The organism is Mesorhizobium terrae, assembly GCF_008727715.1.
In the GTDB taxonomy this organism is placed as follows: Bacteria; Pseudomonadota; Alphaproteobacteria; order Rhizobiales; family Rhizobiaceae; genus Mesorhizobium; species Mesorhizobium terrae.
In genome coordinates, this window is the sequence record NZ_CP044218.1 from 1,393,101 (window position 1) to 1,409,596 (window position 16,496).

Consider the following 16,496-nt stretch of genomic DNA (forward strand, 5'->3'; position numbering starts at 1 on the left):
TTTCTTACTCCCGTCCGCTTAGCCGGTGAATATGTCCACCAGCCCGGCGGTCGAGGCATCCCTCCTGGCGGCATTCTCCTTGCCCTCAACGACAGGAAGCAGGCTTGTCGCCAGTTCCTTGCCGAGTTCGACGCCCCACTGGTCGAAGGAATTGATGTCATAGAGCGTGCCCCTCGACGAAGACGCGGTGTTCGTAAAGCGCGATCAGCCGGCCGAAAGTGCGCGGGTCGAGCTTGCGGTAGAGAATGGTGAGCGACGGCCGATTGCCCGAGAAGACCCGGTGCGGGGCGATCTTGTCGACCTGCTCGGGCTTCATGCCCTTGGCCAGCATCTGGGCGCGCGCCTCTTCCAGCGTGCGGCCTTTCATCAACGCTTCCGACTGCGCCACGGCGAGCAGGAGATCGTGATGGTGCTTCAGGTCCGGCTCGTGGCCGACAGCGGGCGGCGATGAACTCGACCGGGATGATGTCGGTGCCCTGGTGCAGCAACTGGAAGAAGGCGTGCTGGCCATTGGTGCCGGGCTCGCCCCACACCAGCGGGCCGGTCGGCGTCACCGCGCCGGCGCTGTCCAGCATGACGCTCTTGCCGTTCGATTCCATATCGAGCTGCTGGAGATAGGCCGGCAGGCGCGACAGGCGCTGGTCGTAGGGAATGACCGCGCGGGCCGGGTAGCCGCAGACGCGATGCCAGAACCGACCAGGCAGCACCGGCAGGTTCCTGGTCAGCGGCGCGGCGACGAAATGCTCGTCCATCTCATGCGCGCCGGAAAGCATGGCGCGGAAGTTTTCCGGCCCGACGGCGATCATCACCGGCAGGCCGATGGCGCCCCACACCGAATAACGCCCGCCAACCCAGTCCCAGAAGCCGAACACACGTCCTTCTCGATGCCGAACTTGGCGACGAGGTCGAGCGCGGTGGAGACGGCGGCGAAATGCTTGCCGACCGCTTCCTTGCCGAGCTTGGCCTCCACCCATTTGCGCGCCGTTTCGGCGTTGGTCATGGTCTCGACGGTGGTGAAGGTCTTGGAGGCGACGATGAACAAGGTCGTCTCCGCCGACAGGCCCTTCAGCGTGTCATGCATATGGGCGCCGTCGATGTTGGAGACGTAGTGCGCGCGCGGCCCGTCGTGATAGGGAGCGAGCGCCAGCGTCGCCATGACAGGGCCAAGGTCGGAGCCGCCGATGCCGATGTTGACGATGTCGGTGATCTTCTTGCCGGTATGGCCGGCCGCCTTGCCCGAGCGGATCGCGTCGGCGAAGACGCTCATCGCGTCGAGCACCGAGCGGACGTCCTTCTGCACGTCCTGGCCGTCGACGGTAAGCCCCTTGCCGGAGAGATTGCGCAGCGCCGTGTGCAATACGGCGCGGTCCTCGGTAATGTTGATATGTTTGCCGGCAAACATCGCAGCGCGCCTGCCTTCGACATCGGCGGCCTTGGCTAGGCCCTCGAGCAACTCCATGGTCCGGGCGTCGACCGCGCATTTCGACCAGTCGAGCAGAAGGTCGCCGTCCAGCGCCGAGAAGCGCTTTGAAGCGGTCCGGATCGGCGGCGAAGACCGCGCGCATGTTCATCGATGTGGCGGCGCGATGGGCGCGAAGGGCGGCGAGCTGTTTGTCGAAAGCGGTGCGGTCCACGGCGATCTCCGGAGGTAGCGGGGTGGTTCGGCCGCAGTCTAGCAGAGCGAATGCGGCAAGCGAGAGGCTGGTGACGAACTTATCTCGCGGAGTTTCAATCGGTTCAAGCGCCTCGTCGGAGCACCACGGGGCTTTGCTCATCCTTGCACGACATATGACGATCGAAATTCGTCGCCACTGTCGGTCTGGTTCCACGCCCCTGTGCCAAATACCACCGTTCCGGCATGGATTCCCGACACTCTCCGGTCGCTTCGCTCCCTCACGAGGTCGGGAATAACGGAAGGCAAGGGACGTCTCGGCCGATCTCCAGCGCTGGGGATAGGCCAGCGTTCTCGATTTGCACGAGGCAAGGAAAGCTCGTCATTCCCGACCTCGTGAGCGACCGTAGGGAGCGGAGAGTGTCGGGAATCCATGCCGGAACGGGAAATTGTCGCGCGATGCCCGTGTCACGACACTAGCGGTGACCAACATCAACCAAAGCGAGAAATTTCTACCCTCCGTTGTTCACGGCGGGGAATGAAGGATCACTGGCATAAATCCCAGCGATCAGAAAAATTGATTGGCGCAACCCCTTGTACCAATCATACAGTTCACTGGTCCACAAAACAAAAAAGACTGTCCACCGAGGAGCGCTAGGATATGCCACAGAGAAACGACACCGCGATATGGTCGGGCCTGTTCAGGATTTCCGCCGAGTCCGGCCAAACCCTGCAGGCACAGATCCGCCAGGCGATCGTGGCAGCCATCCTCGACCGTCAGATCGCCGCTTCCATGCCGCTTCCTTCGTGCCGCATCCTGGCCGAAAAACTCGGCGTCGCGCGCGGCACGGTGGTGCTGGCCTTCCAGCAGCTCGTCGACCAGGGCTTCCTGGTGGCGCGCGAGCGGCGCGGCCACTTCGTCAATCCGGAAGTGCTGGCGACGCCGGCCAAGCCGCAGAAGACGCCGGAACAGTCCAACGAGATCGACTGGAAAGCACGCCGCCAGATCGCCGCCAGCGACATGCCGCCGCCGGCCAAGCACGACAACTGGATCAAGTCGTCATATCCGTTCGTATACGGCCAGTTCGACCCGGCGCTGTTCCCCCGCCGAGTGGCGCGAGTGCAACCGCATGGCGCTGGCCGTGCTGGAGATCCGCAACTGGGCCTCCGACATGGTCGACCGCGACGACCCGCTGCTGATCGAACAGATCCAGGCGCGGCTGTTGCCGCGGCGCGGCATCTTCGCCAATCCGGACGAGATCATCGTCACGCTGGGCGCCCAGAACGCACTTTACATGCTGGCCACGCTGCTGATGACCAAGGGTTCGAAGGTGGCGATGGAAGACCCGGGCTATCCCGACGCCCGCTCGATCTTCCGGCTGGCCGGCGCCGATATCCAGCCAGTGCCTGTCGACCAGTCCGGCATCGTCACCTCGGCGATCCCGTCGGATTCCGGTTTTGTCTTTGTCACGCCGAGCCACCAGTGCCCGACCATGGTGCCGCTGTCGCAGGAGCGCCGGCAGGACCTTCTGGCGCGGGCCAACCGCCACAACCAGATCATCATCGAGGACGGCTATGACAGCCAGTTGCTGGACGAGGCGCCGCAGCAGGCGCTGAAGAGCATCGATCGCTCCGGCCGCGTCGTCTATGTCGGTTCGATGTCGAAGACGCTGGCTCCGGGCCTGCGGCTTGGCTACATCGTGGCCTCGGCCGGACTGATCGCGGAACTGCGCGCGCTGCGCCGCTTCATGCTGCGCCATCCGCCGGCCAACAACCAGCGCGCGGTGGCGCTGTTCCTCTCGCTCGGCCATCACGAGGCGCTCGTGCGGCGTCTGTCGTCGGCCTTCGACGAGCGGCGCAAGCGGCTGGTGCACGCGATCTCGGCCTTCCTGCCGGAATGGCGCGCCACCGATTCGGCCGGCGGCACGTCGCTCTGGCTGGAGGGCCCGCGCGGAACGGATTCGCGTGACCTCGCCGGCGCAGCGGCCAGCCGCAGCGTCATCATCGAGCCGGGCGACCGCTTCTTCGACCGTACCGACAAGCCGTCGCGTTTCATGCGCTTGGGCATCTCGTCCATTTCGCTGCAACATATCGAACCCGGCATCCGCGAGCTGGCCACTGCGGCCGGCCGCCGCCCGGCAGCCGCTTAGCCGCATCCTCCCAAACGGCTCATCTTCGCCCGGCCTCGCGCCGGGCGATTTTCTTTTCGGGGACAGGACGGTCGGAGCCGGCAAACATGTTAGCCGGCGCAACTTTTGTGCCGATCGTGCCCTGCAAGGGCGTTGTCGATGGTCAATCCAATCGTCCAGTCGACAGTGGTCGGGCAGCGCCGCCTCGCGTCACTGCAGCCGCAAGGCGAAAGAGACGGGCAGGCACATTGGCAGCAGCCACCAAACGCCTGCGGTCAGCAGACTGAGCGCGGCAAGCACGCCGGTCCATACCAGTAGGTTTGCCAAATGCCCCTCCTTGGACCGGCGGCCAAAATCCCGCGCTGGAACCCATTGGGCCAGAGACGCACCAAATCCGGTGACGATAGGCCAAGCCATCACCCAACGGCGCGAATGCGCGCACGCGCGTATAGTCCAGCCAAACACCTTCGGGCGGGCTCCCTAACGATGCATTCGACGGTGCTGGTTGTCGCTGTGACGCGACCGGGGACGAAATGCCCTTCCGCGGGTTCTAGGGCCTTGGGCGCAGGAACATGCCGCCGAATTTGCCCTCGGGCGTCAGGTCGAAACTCCATTCCACTTCGCCATGCTCGAACCGCACGTCGTAGACGTCCCAACCTTCCTGGCTGACACCCCGGAATGTCACATCGACCAGCGCACCCAGACGCGCCAGGTCGTTGGCGATAACGTCCTTCTGCGCGCGCGCCGCCGCCGCCAATGCCGGGCTCATCCGCTCGTAGTCGGGCTCGCCGCGCATATGGTCGCTGATGGTCGCGCGCAACAACGCTTCGCTGCCCGGTACCGGCGTCCTGTCGCGGATACGCTTGGCCAGGGCCGCATCCATCTCGCGGCTGGCGGTCTCGTCGATGCGCTGCGCGGTCATATCCAGACCGCCCTGGTGCAGCACCAGCCTGTCGACGGCGCCATCGGCCGAGCGTTGAAAAGTGATCTGCGCCGGCACCAGCTTGAGGAAGAAGGAGCGATCGCTTTCGGGAAAGGCTTCCACCTCCGGCTGGCCGGTCACCTGGATGAAGAGATGGTCGCCACGATGGATGACGGCGAGGCCCGGCCCGTCTTCCAGCCGATAATGGCCGGCATAATCGGCGTAGACGGCCCGGTCGATCTCGACCTCGGTGCGCGGTCTTGCCTGTTCGTAGCGACGCCAGGCGATGGCGTCCGATGAGGTGTCGGTCATCTTGGTCTCCTTGGTCAGGTTGACGAGATCGTCGATCGAGACATGGCCGCCGCCGGCGAGTTTTGCGCGCATCGCCTCGACGATGGACAGGCCGTGCTCGGCCCGTTCGCGCGTTTCGCGCAGCACGGAATGCTGCATGGCCAGCATGCGCTCGAGGTCGGTTTCACGGCCGGCCAGCAGGCCGGCGATGGTGGAAAGCGAGAGGCCGAGCCGCTTCAGCGCCAGCACCTCGGTCAGGCGGGCGATGTCGGCGGTGCCGTAGAGCCGCCAGTCCTTTTGGGTGCGGCGCGGCCTGATCAGCCCGTAGCGTTCGTAGAGTCGCAACGCCCGCACCGTCAGCCCGATGCGATCGGCGCATTCGGCGGCACTCAGCCATTCGGTCACGGCGATGTGATTGTCTGTTGTCCGGTCGTCCATGAACCCTCCTGAAGACCGCTGTAAGGTATGACCATAGGTTCGGCTCAAGCTGTTTTTTGGGCACTTTTTTTGGCAACGCCGCAGCAAGCGATTTTTCCGTCGGCCGAGCCCTCTCTGGTCCATCTGCCGGAATGGGCTGGCCCATAGGCTGCACCAATGGGCTTGGCATAGTTCGCAAAACAAGGGGAAAGAGCCGCGCGATGGTGGACCAACCGCCACGTGTCCGGCTTCAGCAAGAAGCAGTGGAGGTTTTCCATGTCGATGGCCGCGGAAAAGCAGGATTTGCAAGGCGACAGCCGGTCACGCCGGTCCGGCGGACGCGAGGCGCGACGCGCCATGCGCGCAGCACCTCTGGCCGATGATATTAGGCCAGTGCGCGCCGGGCTCGAAGGCGGACGCTACGGCCCGCTGAGCCAGAACGACCGAGAACGCATCCACGAAGCGGTGTTGACGCTGCTCGAGACCGTCGGTTTCGCCAACGCCATTCCCTCCTGCATCGAGGCCTTGATCGGCGTCGGCGCCAGCTACAGCGACGATGGCCGCATCCGTTTTCCGCGCGCGCTAGTGCTCGACACGATCAAGAAGGCGGCGCGCAATTTCACCCTGCACGGCCAGGATCCCAAGCATGACATGCTGATCCAGGGCAAACGCGTGCATTACGGCACGGCGGGCGCCGCCGTGCATCTGGTCGATGTCGAGAAGCGGGAATATCGCGAGAGCCTGCTGCAGGACATCTATGACGCCGCCCGCATCGTCGACGGGCTGGACAACATCCATTTCTTCCAGCGGCCGATGGTGCCGCGCGACATTCCCGACCCGCTCGAGATGGATTTCAACACGCTTTATGCCTGCGTGATGGGAACCTCCAAACATGTCGGCACCTCGTTCACGGTGCGCGAGAATGTGAAGCCGGCGCTGGAGATGCTTTACGCGATCGCCGGCGGCGAGGAGAATTTCCGTGCCCGGCCCTTCGTTTCCAACTCCAACTGCTTCGTCGTGCCGCCGATGAAGTTCGCCGAGGATGCCTGCGGCGTGCTGGAGGCCTGCGTGGAAGGCGGCATTCCGATCCTGCTGCTTTCGGCCGGCCAGGCCGGCGCCACCGCGCCGGCGGCGATTGCCGGGGCCGTGGTGCAGGCGGTGGCCGAAGTGCTGGCGGGTCTCGTCTATGTCAACGCGCTGAAGCCCGGCCATCCCGCCATCTTCGGCACCTGGCCCTTCGTTTCCGACCTGCGCACCGGCGCCATGTCGGGCGGTTCGGCCGAGCAGGCACTGTTGACGGCGGCCTGCGCGCAGATGGCGCAATTCTACGATTTGCCGGGTGGTTCGGCGGCGGGCATGGCCGATTCCAAGCTGCCGGACATCCAGTCCGGTTTCGAAAAGGGCATTACCGACGTGATGGCCGGCCTGTCGGGGCTGAACCTGATTTATGAATCGGCCGGCATGCACGCCTCGCTGCTCGGCTTCTGCCTGGAAAGCCTGATCATCGACAACGACATGATCGGCCAGTGCCTGCGCTGCGTGCGCGGCATCGAGGTGACCGACGAGGCGCTGTCCATCGATACGATCACCGAGGTCTGCCTCAATGGCCCGGGCCACTATCTCGGCAACGACCAGACGCTGAAGCTGATGCAGACGGAGTATTTCTATCCGGCCATCGGCGACCGTTTCTCGCCGAAGGAATGGAACGAGAGGGGCAAGCCCGACATCCTGCAGCGTGCGATTGCCGAAAAGAAGCGCATCCTGGCCGAACGTTTCCCGCACCACGTGCCGCGCGCCATCGACGACCGCCTGCGCCAGCGCTTCGACGGCCTCATCCACCTGACCCGTGCGAATATGGGTGGGTGAGAAGCGGTCCGCGCAGCGGACGAAAAGCCAACTGCTTGGCTTTTCGAGCTTCGAACGCCCCGAGCCTGCGAGGGGCCGGGAGGCGGTTCGCCTTCGGGCAGATCAAAACGCCCGGTGGACGTTTTGAAGGGTTTGAACGCCCGAAGGGCAGCGAGTTTGCGAGGGTCAGGTCGCAGTTTTGTCCCAGCCCTCGGCATAGCCTCGGGCGTTCGAACCCTTTGAAAGGTCCACTGGACCTTTCAATTCGCCTCCGGCGAACCGGGTTCTCACCCCCTCATCCGTCTCGGCGCTGCGCGCCGATCCACCTTCTCCCACAGGGGGAGAAGGAAGATATCCCACCATTGCCCCCGCCTTGTTCCTCGTGGAACAGTGCGGTCGCAACGCCGGAGCAGCACCATGGCAGCATCCCCCCAGGAAAACCTGACCACCTTCCTCGACAATCTCAAGGAGGCGGTCGGGCTGAAGGCGACGTGCGAGACGCCGCTTTCGCGCGCATGGCGCCGCGTGGTGGACGGTCTTTCCCACGGCCCTGGCGAAACCCGGGACGTGCGGCGGCCAACGCTCCCGCCGGCATGCGCCCATCTTGAGGCCTGCTACGATGGCTTGCGGGACGCCGAACTGCCCATGCGCGGGCTCGGCAAGGCGTTCCAGGCGATCGAACCCGTTCTGGCGTGGAGCAACCGGGCCGAACGGCGCGCAGCCGACGGGCTGGCCGACCGCTACGCCGACGCGATGATCGTCGGCCGCGACGGCCCGGTGCCAAGCACGCATGTCGAGATCGGCGTCTCGGTAATGGCGCCCGACACGATCTATCCCGATCACCGGCATCCGCCGGAAGAGGTCTATATCGCGCTGTCGGCCGGCGCATGGCGGCAGAATGACGGTCCCTGGAACGAACCCGGCATCGGCGGCCTCATCTACAATCCCGCCCATATCGTGCATGCGATGCGCTCGGGCGACAAAGCCTTCCTGGCCATCTGGTGCCTGCCGCTTCCTTAGCCGGCGAAGTACTGACTTCCCTTCTCCCCTTGCGGGAGAAGGTGGATCGGCGCGCAGCGACGAGACGGATGAGGGGTGTTGGAAGAAACGAGGCGTTTCAGAACCAATCCCCGCATCAACACCAACGCAGTTTGCGACGCAGCGCTCCGTCCAACACCCCTCATCCGCCCTCGCTTCCGGCGGCTTCGCCGCCGAGCTCAGGCACCTTCTCCCACAAGGGGAGAAGGGAAAAACAAATCAGCCTCACCCCACCGCGCCCGCTGCCCCCAGCAGCACCACCACCAGCCACGGCGGCGCCTTGGCGAAGACCAGCAGCAGGAAGCCGCCGACGGCGAAAACAATGTCGAGCGGCCCGGCGATGGCGCTGATCAGGACCGGGTCGTAGAAGGCGGCGGCGAGGATGCCGGCCACCGCGGCATTGGCGCCGCGCATCGCCGCCTGCGCCCTCGGCAAGGCCCGCAAGCCGTCCCAGAACGGCAGGGCGCCATAGACGAGCAGCAGGCCGGGCAGGAAGATCGCCACCAGCGCCAGCATTGCACCCAGCGGCCCGTTGGGCACGACGCCGGAGACGGCGCCTAAATAGGCCGCGAAGGTGAAAAGCGGGCCGGGCACGGCCTGGGCGGCGCCATAGCCGGCGAGGAACTGCTGCACCGGCACCCAGCCGGGTTCGGCCACCGCGTTCTGCAGCAATGGCAGCACGACATGGCCGCCGCCGAACACCAGCGCGCCGGAGCGGTAGAAGGCGTCGAAGAAGGCGAGCAGATGGCTGCCGGTCCAGGCGCCGAGTAGCGGCGGCAGTACAAGCAGGACGACGGACAGGACAAGGGCGGCAATGGCCGCGCGGCGCCCGACCGGAAAAGCCGGATGCCGTGGCGTGGCACCGGCCTCGCCGCCGCAGAACAGCAGCCCGGCGACCGCGCCGACGGCGATGGCGGCGACCTGGCCCAGCCAGCCGGCGACGAGGCTTGCCAGAGCAAGTGCCATAAGCGCGATGGCGATGCGCTGGCGGTCCGGGGTCAACGCTCTCACCATGCCCCACAACGCCTGCGCCACCACGGCGGCGGCGACCAGCTTGAGGCCGTGCAGCACGCCCTCTCCCACCGGATTGTCGAGCACGCCGGCGCCCAGCGCGAAAGCCGTGAGCAGCAGCGCCGACGGGAGCGTAAAACCCGCCCAGGCGACGATGCCGCCGGCCAGCCCGCCGCGCAGCACGCCGAGCGAAAAGCCGACCTGGCTGGAGGCCGGCCCCGGCAGGAACTGGCAGAGCGCCACCAGATCGGCGTAGCTCGCCTCGTCGATCCACTTGCGCCGCACCACGAAGGCGTCGCGAAAATAACCGAGATGGGCGATCGGGCCGCCGAAGGAGGTGAGGCCGAGGCGCAGGAACGCGCCGAACACCTCGGCAAGGCGCGATCCGGCGGCGGTTTCCGTATCGATCTTTTCCGTCACCTTGCCCGTCGCCCCGTTTGCGCGGCGATCCTAGCTGCTCGTCTCAAACGGGCAAGCGTCTCGACATGGAATTCTCGCTCTCCGGTTCACCCTTCGGGCTCGCCACCTCTGCCCCCGCCTTCGGCAGGGGCGAGGAACCAATGCAGCGATGCGAGCGCCTTTCCAGCTTGGGTTCCTCGCCCCCATGAAATGGGGGAGAGGTGGCGCCGCGCAGTGGCGACGGAGAGGGGGTCGGAACCGATCTTTGAGACGAACCGCTTCCCGGCCCTCGGCTACGGCCTCGGGCGTTCGAGCCCTTTGAAAGGTCCACCGGACCTTTCAATTCGCCTGCGGCGAACCGGGCTCTCACCCCTCCGCCTGTTCCCCCAGCCGTGCGCGCCCACGCGGCACGCCGAGGCCGGTGTCCGGGGGTTCGCCGGCGGCGGGCCGTTCCTCCTCGATCATGTGCATGGTGCGCCATCCGCCGAAGCGGTAGTAGGCGGCGGCCAGCGCCAGCGAGGCGATCGAACCGGCGGGAAAACTCCACCACAGCGCCTCCTGGCCAAGCCAATCGCGCAGCGAATAGGCAAAGCCGGTGCGGATGAGGAGCACCGAGACGATCAGGATGATCAGCGGCGGCAGCACCGCGCCTGTGGCGCGCACCGTGGCAAACAGCACGATGGTGACGCCGAACAGGATGAACGACCACGAGGCGGCGTTGTTGATGTGCTCCGCGATGTCGACCGCGGTGCTGTCATTGGCCAGGAACAGGCCGAGGATCGGGCGGTCGAACAGATGGAGCAACACCACCAGCGAGCCGGTCAGCAACAGGTTGAAGCCGACGCCGGCGGCGGCGATGCGGCCGATGCGGTCCCAGCGGCGGGCGCCGACATTCTGCGCCGCCATGGACGAGACGGCGGCGCCGATCGCCAATGCCGGCATCTGGATGTAGGTCCACAATTGCGCGGTGATGCCGTAGGCGGCGGTGACCCGCGAACCGTAGCCGTTGACCAGCCCCATCACCACCAGGGCTGCCATCGAGATGACGATCATCTGCAGGCCCATCGGCACGCCCTTGGCGACGATGATGCGCAGCAGCCTCGGGTCGGGCTTGAGCAAAGCAAGGTCGGGGCCTGCCAGCCGCAGCGGGTGCTTGCGCCGGTAGAGCAGCACAAGGATGGCGATGACGCTCACCGTCTGGCCGATCAGCGTCGCCATTGCCGAACCGGCGATGCCCATTTTGGGAAACGGGCCGATGCCGGCGATGAGCAGCGGGTTCAACACGATGTCGAGCAGCACGGCGAAAGCCATGAAGAAGAACGGCGTGCGCGAATCGCCGGCGCCGCGCAGGATGGTCATGACGAAGCCGAGCAGATTGGCGGCCGGCACCGCCGCGAAGATGACGAGCAGATAGGCACGCGCCAGCGGCATGGCGTCGGGCGGCGTCGCCAACAGGGACAGGATCTTGTCCACCCACAGCCAGCCACCCAGCGCGAAAACAAGCGAGACGATGAAATAGAAGGTGGCGCTGGTGCCGACGATGCGCTTGGCTTCGTCCAGGTTGCGCGCACCGACCGACTGCGCCACCAGGATGGTGGCCGCCATGCCGATGCCGAACATGGTGCCGAGCAGCAGGAACAGCACCAGATTGGCATTGGATGTCGCCGCCAGCGCGGTCTCGCCGAGATAACGGCCGACCCAGACCGCGTTGATGGAACCGTTCAGCGATTGCAGCACGTTGGAGCCGAGCACCGGCAGCGCGAAGACCAGCAGCGTGCTGGCGATCGGCCCGCTGGTGAGGTCGCGCGACGGGCGGGCGGCTGGCTTGTCGGTCATTGCATGTCATCCATGGTCGCGGCGTATCGCTGTCTTATCGAAGGCTTTCGCCGATTCACACCGGCGAGGCCGCCGCCTATGCGCCTTTTCCGAATTCCCGTCAATATTACCCGGGTAAAAATATTCAACTTCGACCGCGGAACGCCTGGCCAGGTTGGTGGCAAGAAGTGGCGACTACCGACATGCGTTGCGCCGCAAGCAGTGTCGGGACAGCGCGCAATGTGCATGCTGTCCCGTGCGTCGGCAGCCATATAGGCCGCACCGGCAGGGCAAGGAGGAGGGAGCATGAAAAAAACCTATCACGGCAGTTGCCATTGCGGTCTCATCCGCTTCTTAGCCGAGCTCGATTTCGACGACGGCATCCGGCGCTGCAATTGCAGCTTTTGCCTCAAGGTCGGCTACAAAAAGTCCTTCGCCGCCTACGAGGCGGTCGAGATCACCGGCGGCAAGGAGCGCATGCTCGATTACAAGGCGCGGCCTTCCAACTGGCCGGAAGGCGACATCAACCACTACATGTGCCCGGCCTGCGGCGTGCACACCTTCTCGCGCGGCTATCTCGATTTCATGGGCGGCAATTTCTGGGCGGTGAACGTCGCCTGCCTGGACGATGCCACAGAGGAAGAACTGGCCGCCGCGCCGATCGTCTATGAAGACGGCAAGCGCGACCAGCAGATGCAGGCGCCGGCGATCACCAGATATCTGTAGAGGCTAAATCAGGGTGGGCGCACCGGTGTTTGGCGCGCCGGCAAGGCCGGTGGGAGTGACCGACCTTGCCGGGGCCCGTCCCCCGCAGGACCAGCGACCGACACCTGGAAAAGCTTTCAAGGTCCGATCGAATTCTCGTTTCCGTGGCCGATCTGGACATCGGCAAGGCGACTGAAACCAACGCCACGCGAACCCGGCAACCGTCCCGATGCCGATCTTTGGTCGATCCGGCATCGCCCCATGGACTGCTGCTTGTTGAATAGCACGGAACCGCGATTCGACCTGTGACTTCGCCGCAACAGGACGACACCAATTGAATCCATTCAAATCCTGTTCCAACCCCTTTTCGATCGGAACGCGGCCGAATATCGGCTACGCGACGAACCGTTACCCGTCGCGTTATGGTCACCGCCGGAATACGCTTCCTAAAGGAGGCAAAGCTAAATAAGATTTGGGCGGAAGACAGTGTCCGGGGTGCTCGGGCGATGTGGCGACACCAGATGGTTCCGTCCAGGCAGGCAGTGCGGACCGCCGCTCCGTTCCTGTTGTGGATGGCGCTGCTCACGCTCGCCAACTATCTGTCCAACTCGCTGCTGCGCGTCGAGGGGCTGATTTCCTTCCCGCTCGCTGGCGGCCTGCTGCTGGGGGTCCTGCTTTTGACGCCACGCCAGCGGTGGCCGCGCTACGCGGTGACCGCCTTTCCGCTGCTGGCGCTCACCCGGGGACTGGCGATCGGCCCGGTCGCCGAGATCGTCTCACCGACGACACTGATCTTCACAGGGTCGTCGATCCTGCTCACCTATGCCGCCGCGGTGGTTCTGGGTCGCGACCGCGACTGGATCGAAGGCCGCTCCGACACGCTGAGGGCCTGGGCGCGCTTCGGTGTGGTCGTCATCATTCTCATTCCGCTGGTCTCCGCTTTCGTCCATGCCGCAGTGCGCACGCCGCCGCATGGACACAGCGCCGTGCATTACGGGTTCTACGTGTTCACCAACACGGCCCTGACCTATGTGGTGCTCACCCCGCTGATCCTGCGCCTGCAGCCGCGCCAGCTCATCGAGCTTCATCGCAGCGGCCGCTCCCTGGAAGCGATCGTCTCGCTGGCCGGGTTCGGCCTGTTCGCGGCGCTGATCTTCGAACAGCCCACCGTGCTGCCGCTGTTTCTCCTGTTGCCGCCGCTCATCGGCATCCTGTTCCGCTACGGTTTTGTCGGCATCGTCGCCTCCATCGGGCTGCTGGTGCCCATCGCCATCCTGTTCACCGGCGCCGACTATGGGCCGTTCCACACCATGGCCTTGGAGGACGTGCACAATGCGCTTTTGTTGTGCAGGGTCTTCCTGATCCTGACCTTCGGCATCGTGGTGCTGGTGGCGGCGCTGCTGCACGAACGCGAGCGGCTCCTGCATCTCAGGCAGGCCGACCGCGACATCTACGAAATGGTGGCGCGCCAGTCCGGCGACATGGCCTTCGTCAGCGACCTCGATGGGCGCATCATCTTCATTTCGCCGGTGGCCACCCAGGTGCTCGGCCTCGCCGAAGGCGCGCTTGGCGACTTCGACTGGCGCGCCCATGTCCACCCGGACGACATGGGCATCATCACCGACGGCATGCAGAGGGTGCGCGCCGGCGACGCCGACGTCGCCTATGTTTTCCGCGCCTACGACGTGAACCGCAATCTGCTGTGGTTCGAAAACCGGGTGCGGTTGTCGACGTCCAACAAGGACGCGCCGCGTTTCATCGTCGGTTCGACGCGCGAGGTGACGGCGCGCATCCTACGCGAACAGCAATTGGAGACGATGGCGGCCATCGATGCGCTGACCGGCCTGCCCAACCGGCGCGAGTTCAACGAGCAGAGCCGGTTGAAATGGCGGCAGGCCTCGCGGCTGGGGTCCTATCTTTCACTGCACGTCATCGACGTCGACCGCTTCAAGGACTTCAACGATGTCTATGGCCATGCCAAGGGCGACGATTGCCTGCGCAAGGTGGCGACAGCCATCCGCAACGCGTTGAAGCGGCCGGAGGATTTCTGCGCCCGCTATGGCGGCGAGGAATTCACGGTGCTTCTGCCCGACACCGAACCGGAGGACGCGCTGATGCTGGGCGAGACGATCTGCGCGGCCGTGCGCGAACTTGGCCTGCGCCACGAGGCCAGCGACCATGGCGTGGTCACCGTCAGCATCGGCTGCGCGACGCTCAGGCCGATCTTCACCGATGACGACGGCTCGCTGTTCGAGGCAGCCGACGCCGCGCTTTACCAGGCCAAGCGGCAAGGCCGGAACATGGTCGCGGCGAGCAATCTGCACAAGGTGATCGACATCCCCCACGTCATCCAGCTGCCGACCAAGCGCAGGCGCTGAGCGACGGACGGGAAGCCGCAATCATAGCCAGCATCTCAAACAAAACGGGCGCGGCCGGCGCCACGCCCGTAAAACTTTATCGCGACTGCTTCAGTGATTGTCGCGCGGCAGGCCGGCGGTGTGGGCGACATCCTGGTATTTGACCGCGGGCTTCAGCACCATGCCTTCCGAGAACTGGTCGACCATGCCCCGCTGGATTTCCTGCCAGGGCGTCTGGTGTTTCGGATAGTGGTAGCCGCCATTGCCGGAAAGCGCGGCGCGGCGGCGGGCCAGCTCGTCCTCCGGCACCAGCATATCGGCGGTGCCTTTCCTGAGATCGATGCGCACGCGGTCACCCTTCCGCAGCAGCGCCAGGCCGCCGCCGGCGGCTGCCTCGGGCGAGGCGTTGAGGATGGACGGCGTGCCGGACGTGCCGGACTGGCGGCCGTCGCCGACGCAAGGCAGCGAATGGATGCCGCGTTTGATCAGATAGGCCGGCGGCTGCATGTTCACCACCTCCGCGCCACCCGGATAGCCGACCGGGCCGGCGCCGCGCATGAACAGGATGGTGTGCTCGTCTATCGCCTCGGCCGGATCGTCGATGCGGGCGTGATAATCCTCCGGCCCGTCGAACACCGCCGCCTTGCCCTCGAAAGCCTCGGGGTCGGCCGGGTTCGACAGATAGCGGTCGCGGAACTCCTTGGAGATCACGCTGGTCTTCATGATGGCGCTGTCGAAAAGATTGCCGCTCAGGTTGATGAAGCCGGCTTCCTTCTTCAGCGGGTCCGACACCGGCAAGATCACCTTCGTGTCGAGGTTTTCGGCCTTGCCGCAATTGTCGCCCATGGTCTTGCCGTTGACGGTCAAGGCGCCGGGATGCGGCAGCAGGCTGGCCTTCATCAGTTCGGCGACCACCGCCGGCACGCCGCCGGCATGGTGATAATCCTCGCCGAGATATTCGCCGGCCGGCTGCAGGTTCACCAGCAGCGGGATCTTGTGGCCGATCGTCTGCCAGTCATTGTTGTCGAGGCGCACGCCGAGATGGCGGGCAATCGCGTTCAGATGGATCGGCGCGTTGGTCGAGCCGCCGATGGCCGAGTTGATGACGATGGCGTTCTCGAAGGCTTCGCGCGTCATGATGTCGGACGGCTTCAAATCCTCATGCACCATGCCGACGATGCGTTTGCCGGTCTCGTAGGAAATCTGGCCGCGCTCGCGATAGGGCGCTGGAATCGCGGCGGAGCCCGGCAATTGCATGCCGAGTGCCTCGGCCAGCGAGTTCATGGTCGTCGCCGTGCCCATGGTGTTGCAATAGCCGACCGACGGCGCCGAGGATGCCACGATCTCCATGAACTCGTCATAGTCGATCTCGCCCGCCGAGAGGCGCTGGCGCGATTCCCACACGATGGTGCCGGAGCCGGTGCGCTTGCCCTTGTGCCAGCCATTCAGCATCGGCCCGACGGAGAGCGCGATCGCCGGGATGTTGACGGTGGCCGCCGCCATCAGCATGGCCGGCGTGGTCTTGTCGCAACCGATGGTCAGCACGACGCCGTCGAGCGGATAGCCGTAGAGCACCTCGACCAGCGACAGATAGGCAAGGTTGCGGTCGAGCGAAGCGGTCGGGCGCTTGCCGGTCTCCTGGATCGGGTGGCAGGGGAACTCGAAGGGAATGCCGCCGGCCGCCACGATGCCCTCGCGCACGCGCTTGGCCAGCTCGATATGGTGGCGGTTGCAGGGCGAAAGGTCCGACCCGGTCTGGGCGATGCCGATCAGCGGCTTGCCGGACTGCAGCTCTTCGCGGGTCAGGCCATAGTTCAGATAGCGCTCCAGATAGAGAGCGGTCATGCCCGGATTGCCGGGATTGTCGAACCACTCCTGCGACCGGAATCTTTTCTTATCGCTAGGCGCGCCTGCCATGGCTGTCTCCGCATTTGTCCGACAATTGGATATGTCAT

Annotated in this window: 8 protein-coding genes and 2 pseudogenes; 5 read left to right on the plus strand and 5 right to left on the minus strand. The window is 65.2% G+C overall.

The window, feature by feature from the left end:
- Positions 1–4: 4 nt before the first annotated feature.
- Positions 5–1,640: pseudogene (gene pgi / locus FZF13_RS07915) on the minus strand (glucose-6-phosphate isomerase).
- 633 nt (positions 1,641–2,273) lie between these two features.
- On the opposite strand from pgi, the pseudogene pdxR reads away from it, so the two are divergent.
- A pseudogene (gene pdxR, locus FZF13_RS07920) lies at positions 2,274–3,762 on the plus strand (MocR-like pyridoxine biosynthesis transcription factor PdxR).
- Between the two features lie 529 nt (positions 3,763–4,291).
- Here pdxR and FZF13_RS07925 read toward each other — a convergent pair.
- Positions 4,292–5,392, minus strand: coding sequence for a DUF3471 domain-containing protein (locus FZF13_RS07925; protein ID WP_024924132.1), 1,101 nt, complete (start codon positions 5,390–5,392; stop codon positions 4,292–4,294).
- A gap of 255 nt (positions 5,393–5,647) precedes the next feature.
- Between FZF13_RS07925 and FZF13_RS07930 the strand changes: the two genes are divergently transcribed.
- Both FZF13_RS07930 and FZF13_RS07935 read left to right on the plus strand, forming a co-directional pair.
- Complete coding sequence (locus FZF13_RS07930) at positions 5,648–7,237, plus strand: trimethylamine methyltransferase family protein (protein ID WP_024924133.1); 1,590 nt, start codon at positions 5,648–5,650, stop codon at positions 7,235–7,237.
- A gap of 396 nt (positions 7,238–7,633) precedes the next feature.
- Entirely contained in the window at positions 7,634–8,236 is a 603-nt protein-coding gene (locus FZF13_RS07935) for a dimethylsulfonioproprionate lyase family protein (protein ID WP_024924134.1), read from the plus strand.
- 243 nt (positions 8,237–8,479) lie between these two features.
- Here the strand turns inward: FZF13_RS07935 and chrA are convergent, their stop codons facing one another.
- A complete protein-coding gene (gene chrA / locus FZF13_RS07940) occupies positions 8,480–9,685 on the minus strand; it encodes a chromate efflux transporter (RefSeq protein WP_024924135.1) in 1,206 nt (401 codons plus the stop codon).
- A 345-nt stretch (positions 9,686–10,030) separates the two neighbouring features.
- A complete protein-coding gene (locus FZF13_RS07945; RefSeq protein WP_024924136.1) occupies positions 10,031–11,500 on the minus strand; it encodes an MATE family efflux transporter in 1,470 nt (489 codons plus the stop codon).
- Positions 11,501–11,785: 285 nt separating this feature from the next.
- Here FZF13_RS07945 and FZF13_RS07950 point away from each other — a divergent pair, with 285 nt between their 5' ends.
- Both FZF13_RS07950 and FZF13_RS07955 read left to right on the plus strand, forming a co-directional pair.
- Positions 11,786–12,205, plus strand: coding sequence for a GFA family protein (locus FZF13_RS07950; RefSeq protein WP_024924137.1), 420 nt, complete (start codon positions 11,786–11,788; stop codon positions 12,203–12,205).
- Positions 12,206–12,705: 500 nt separating this feature from the next.
- Entirely contained in the window at positions 12,706–14,562 is a 1,857-nt protein-coding gene (locus tag FZF13_RS07955; RefSeq protein ID WP_024927531.1) for a sensor domain-containing diguanylate cyclase, read from the plus strand.
- A 90-nt stretch (positions 14,563–14,652) separates the two neighbouring features.
- Here FZF13_RS07955 and FZF13_RS07960 read toward each other — a convergent pair whose 3' ends face one another.
- Positions 14,653–16,458: an IlvD/Edd family dehydratase gene (locus tag FZF13_RS07960; RefSeq protein WP_024924139.1), complete on the minus strand. Its 1,806-nt coding sequence runs from the start codon at positions 16,456–16,458 to the stop codon at positions 14,653–14,655.
- Between the last annotated feature and the right edge of the window lie 38 nt (positions 16,459–16,496).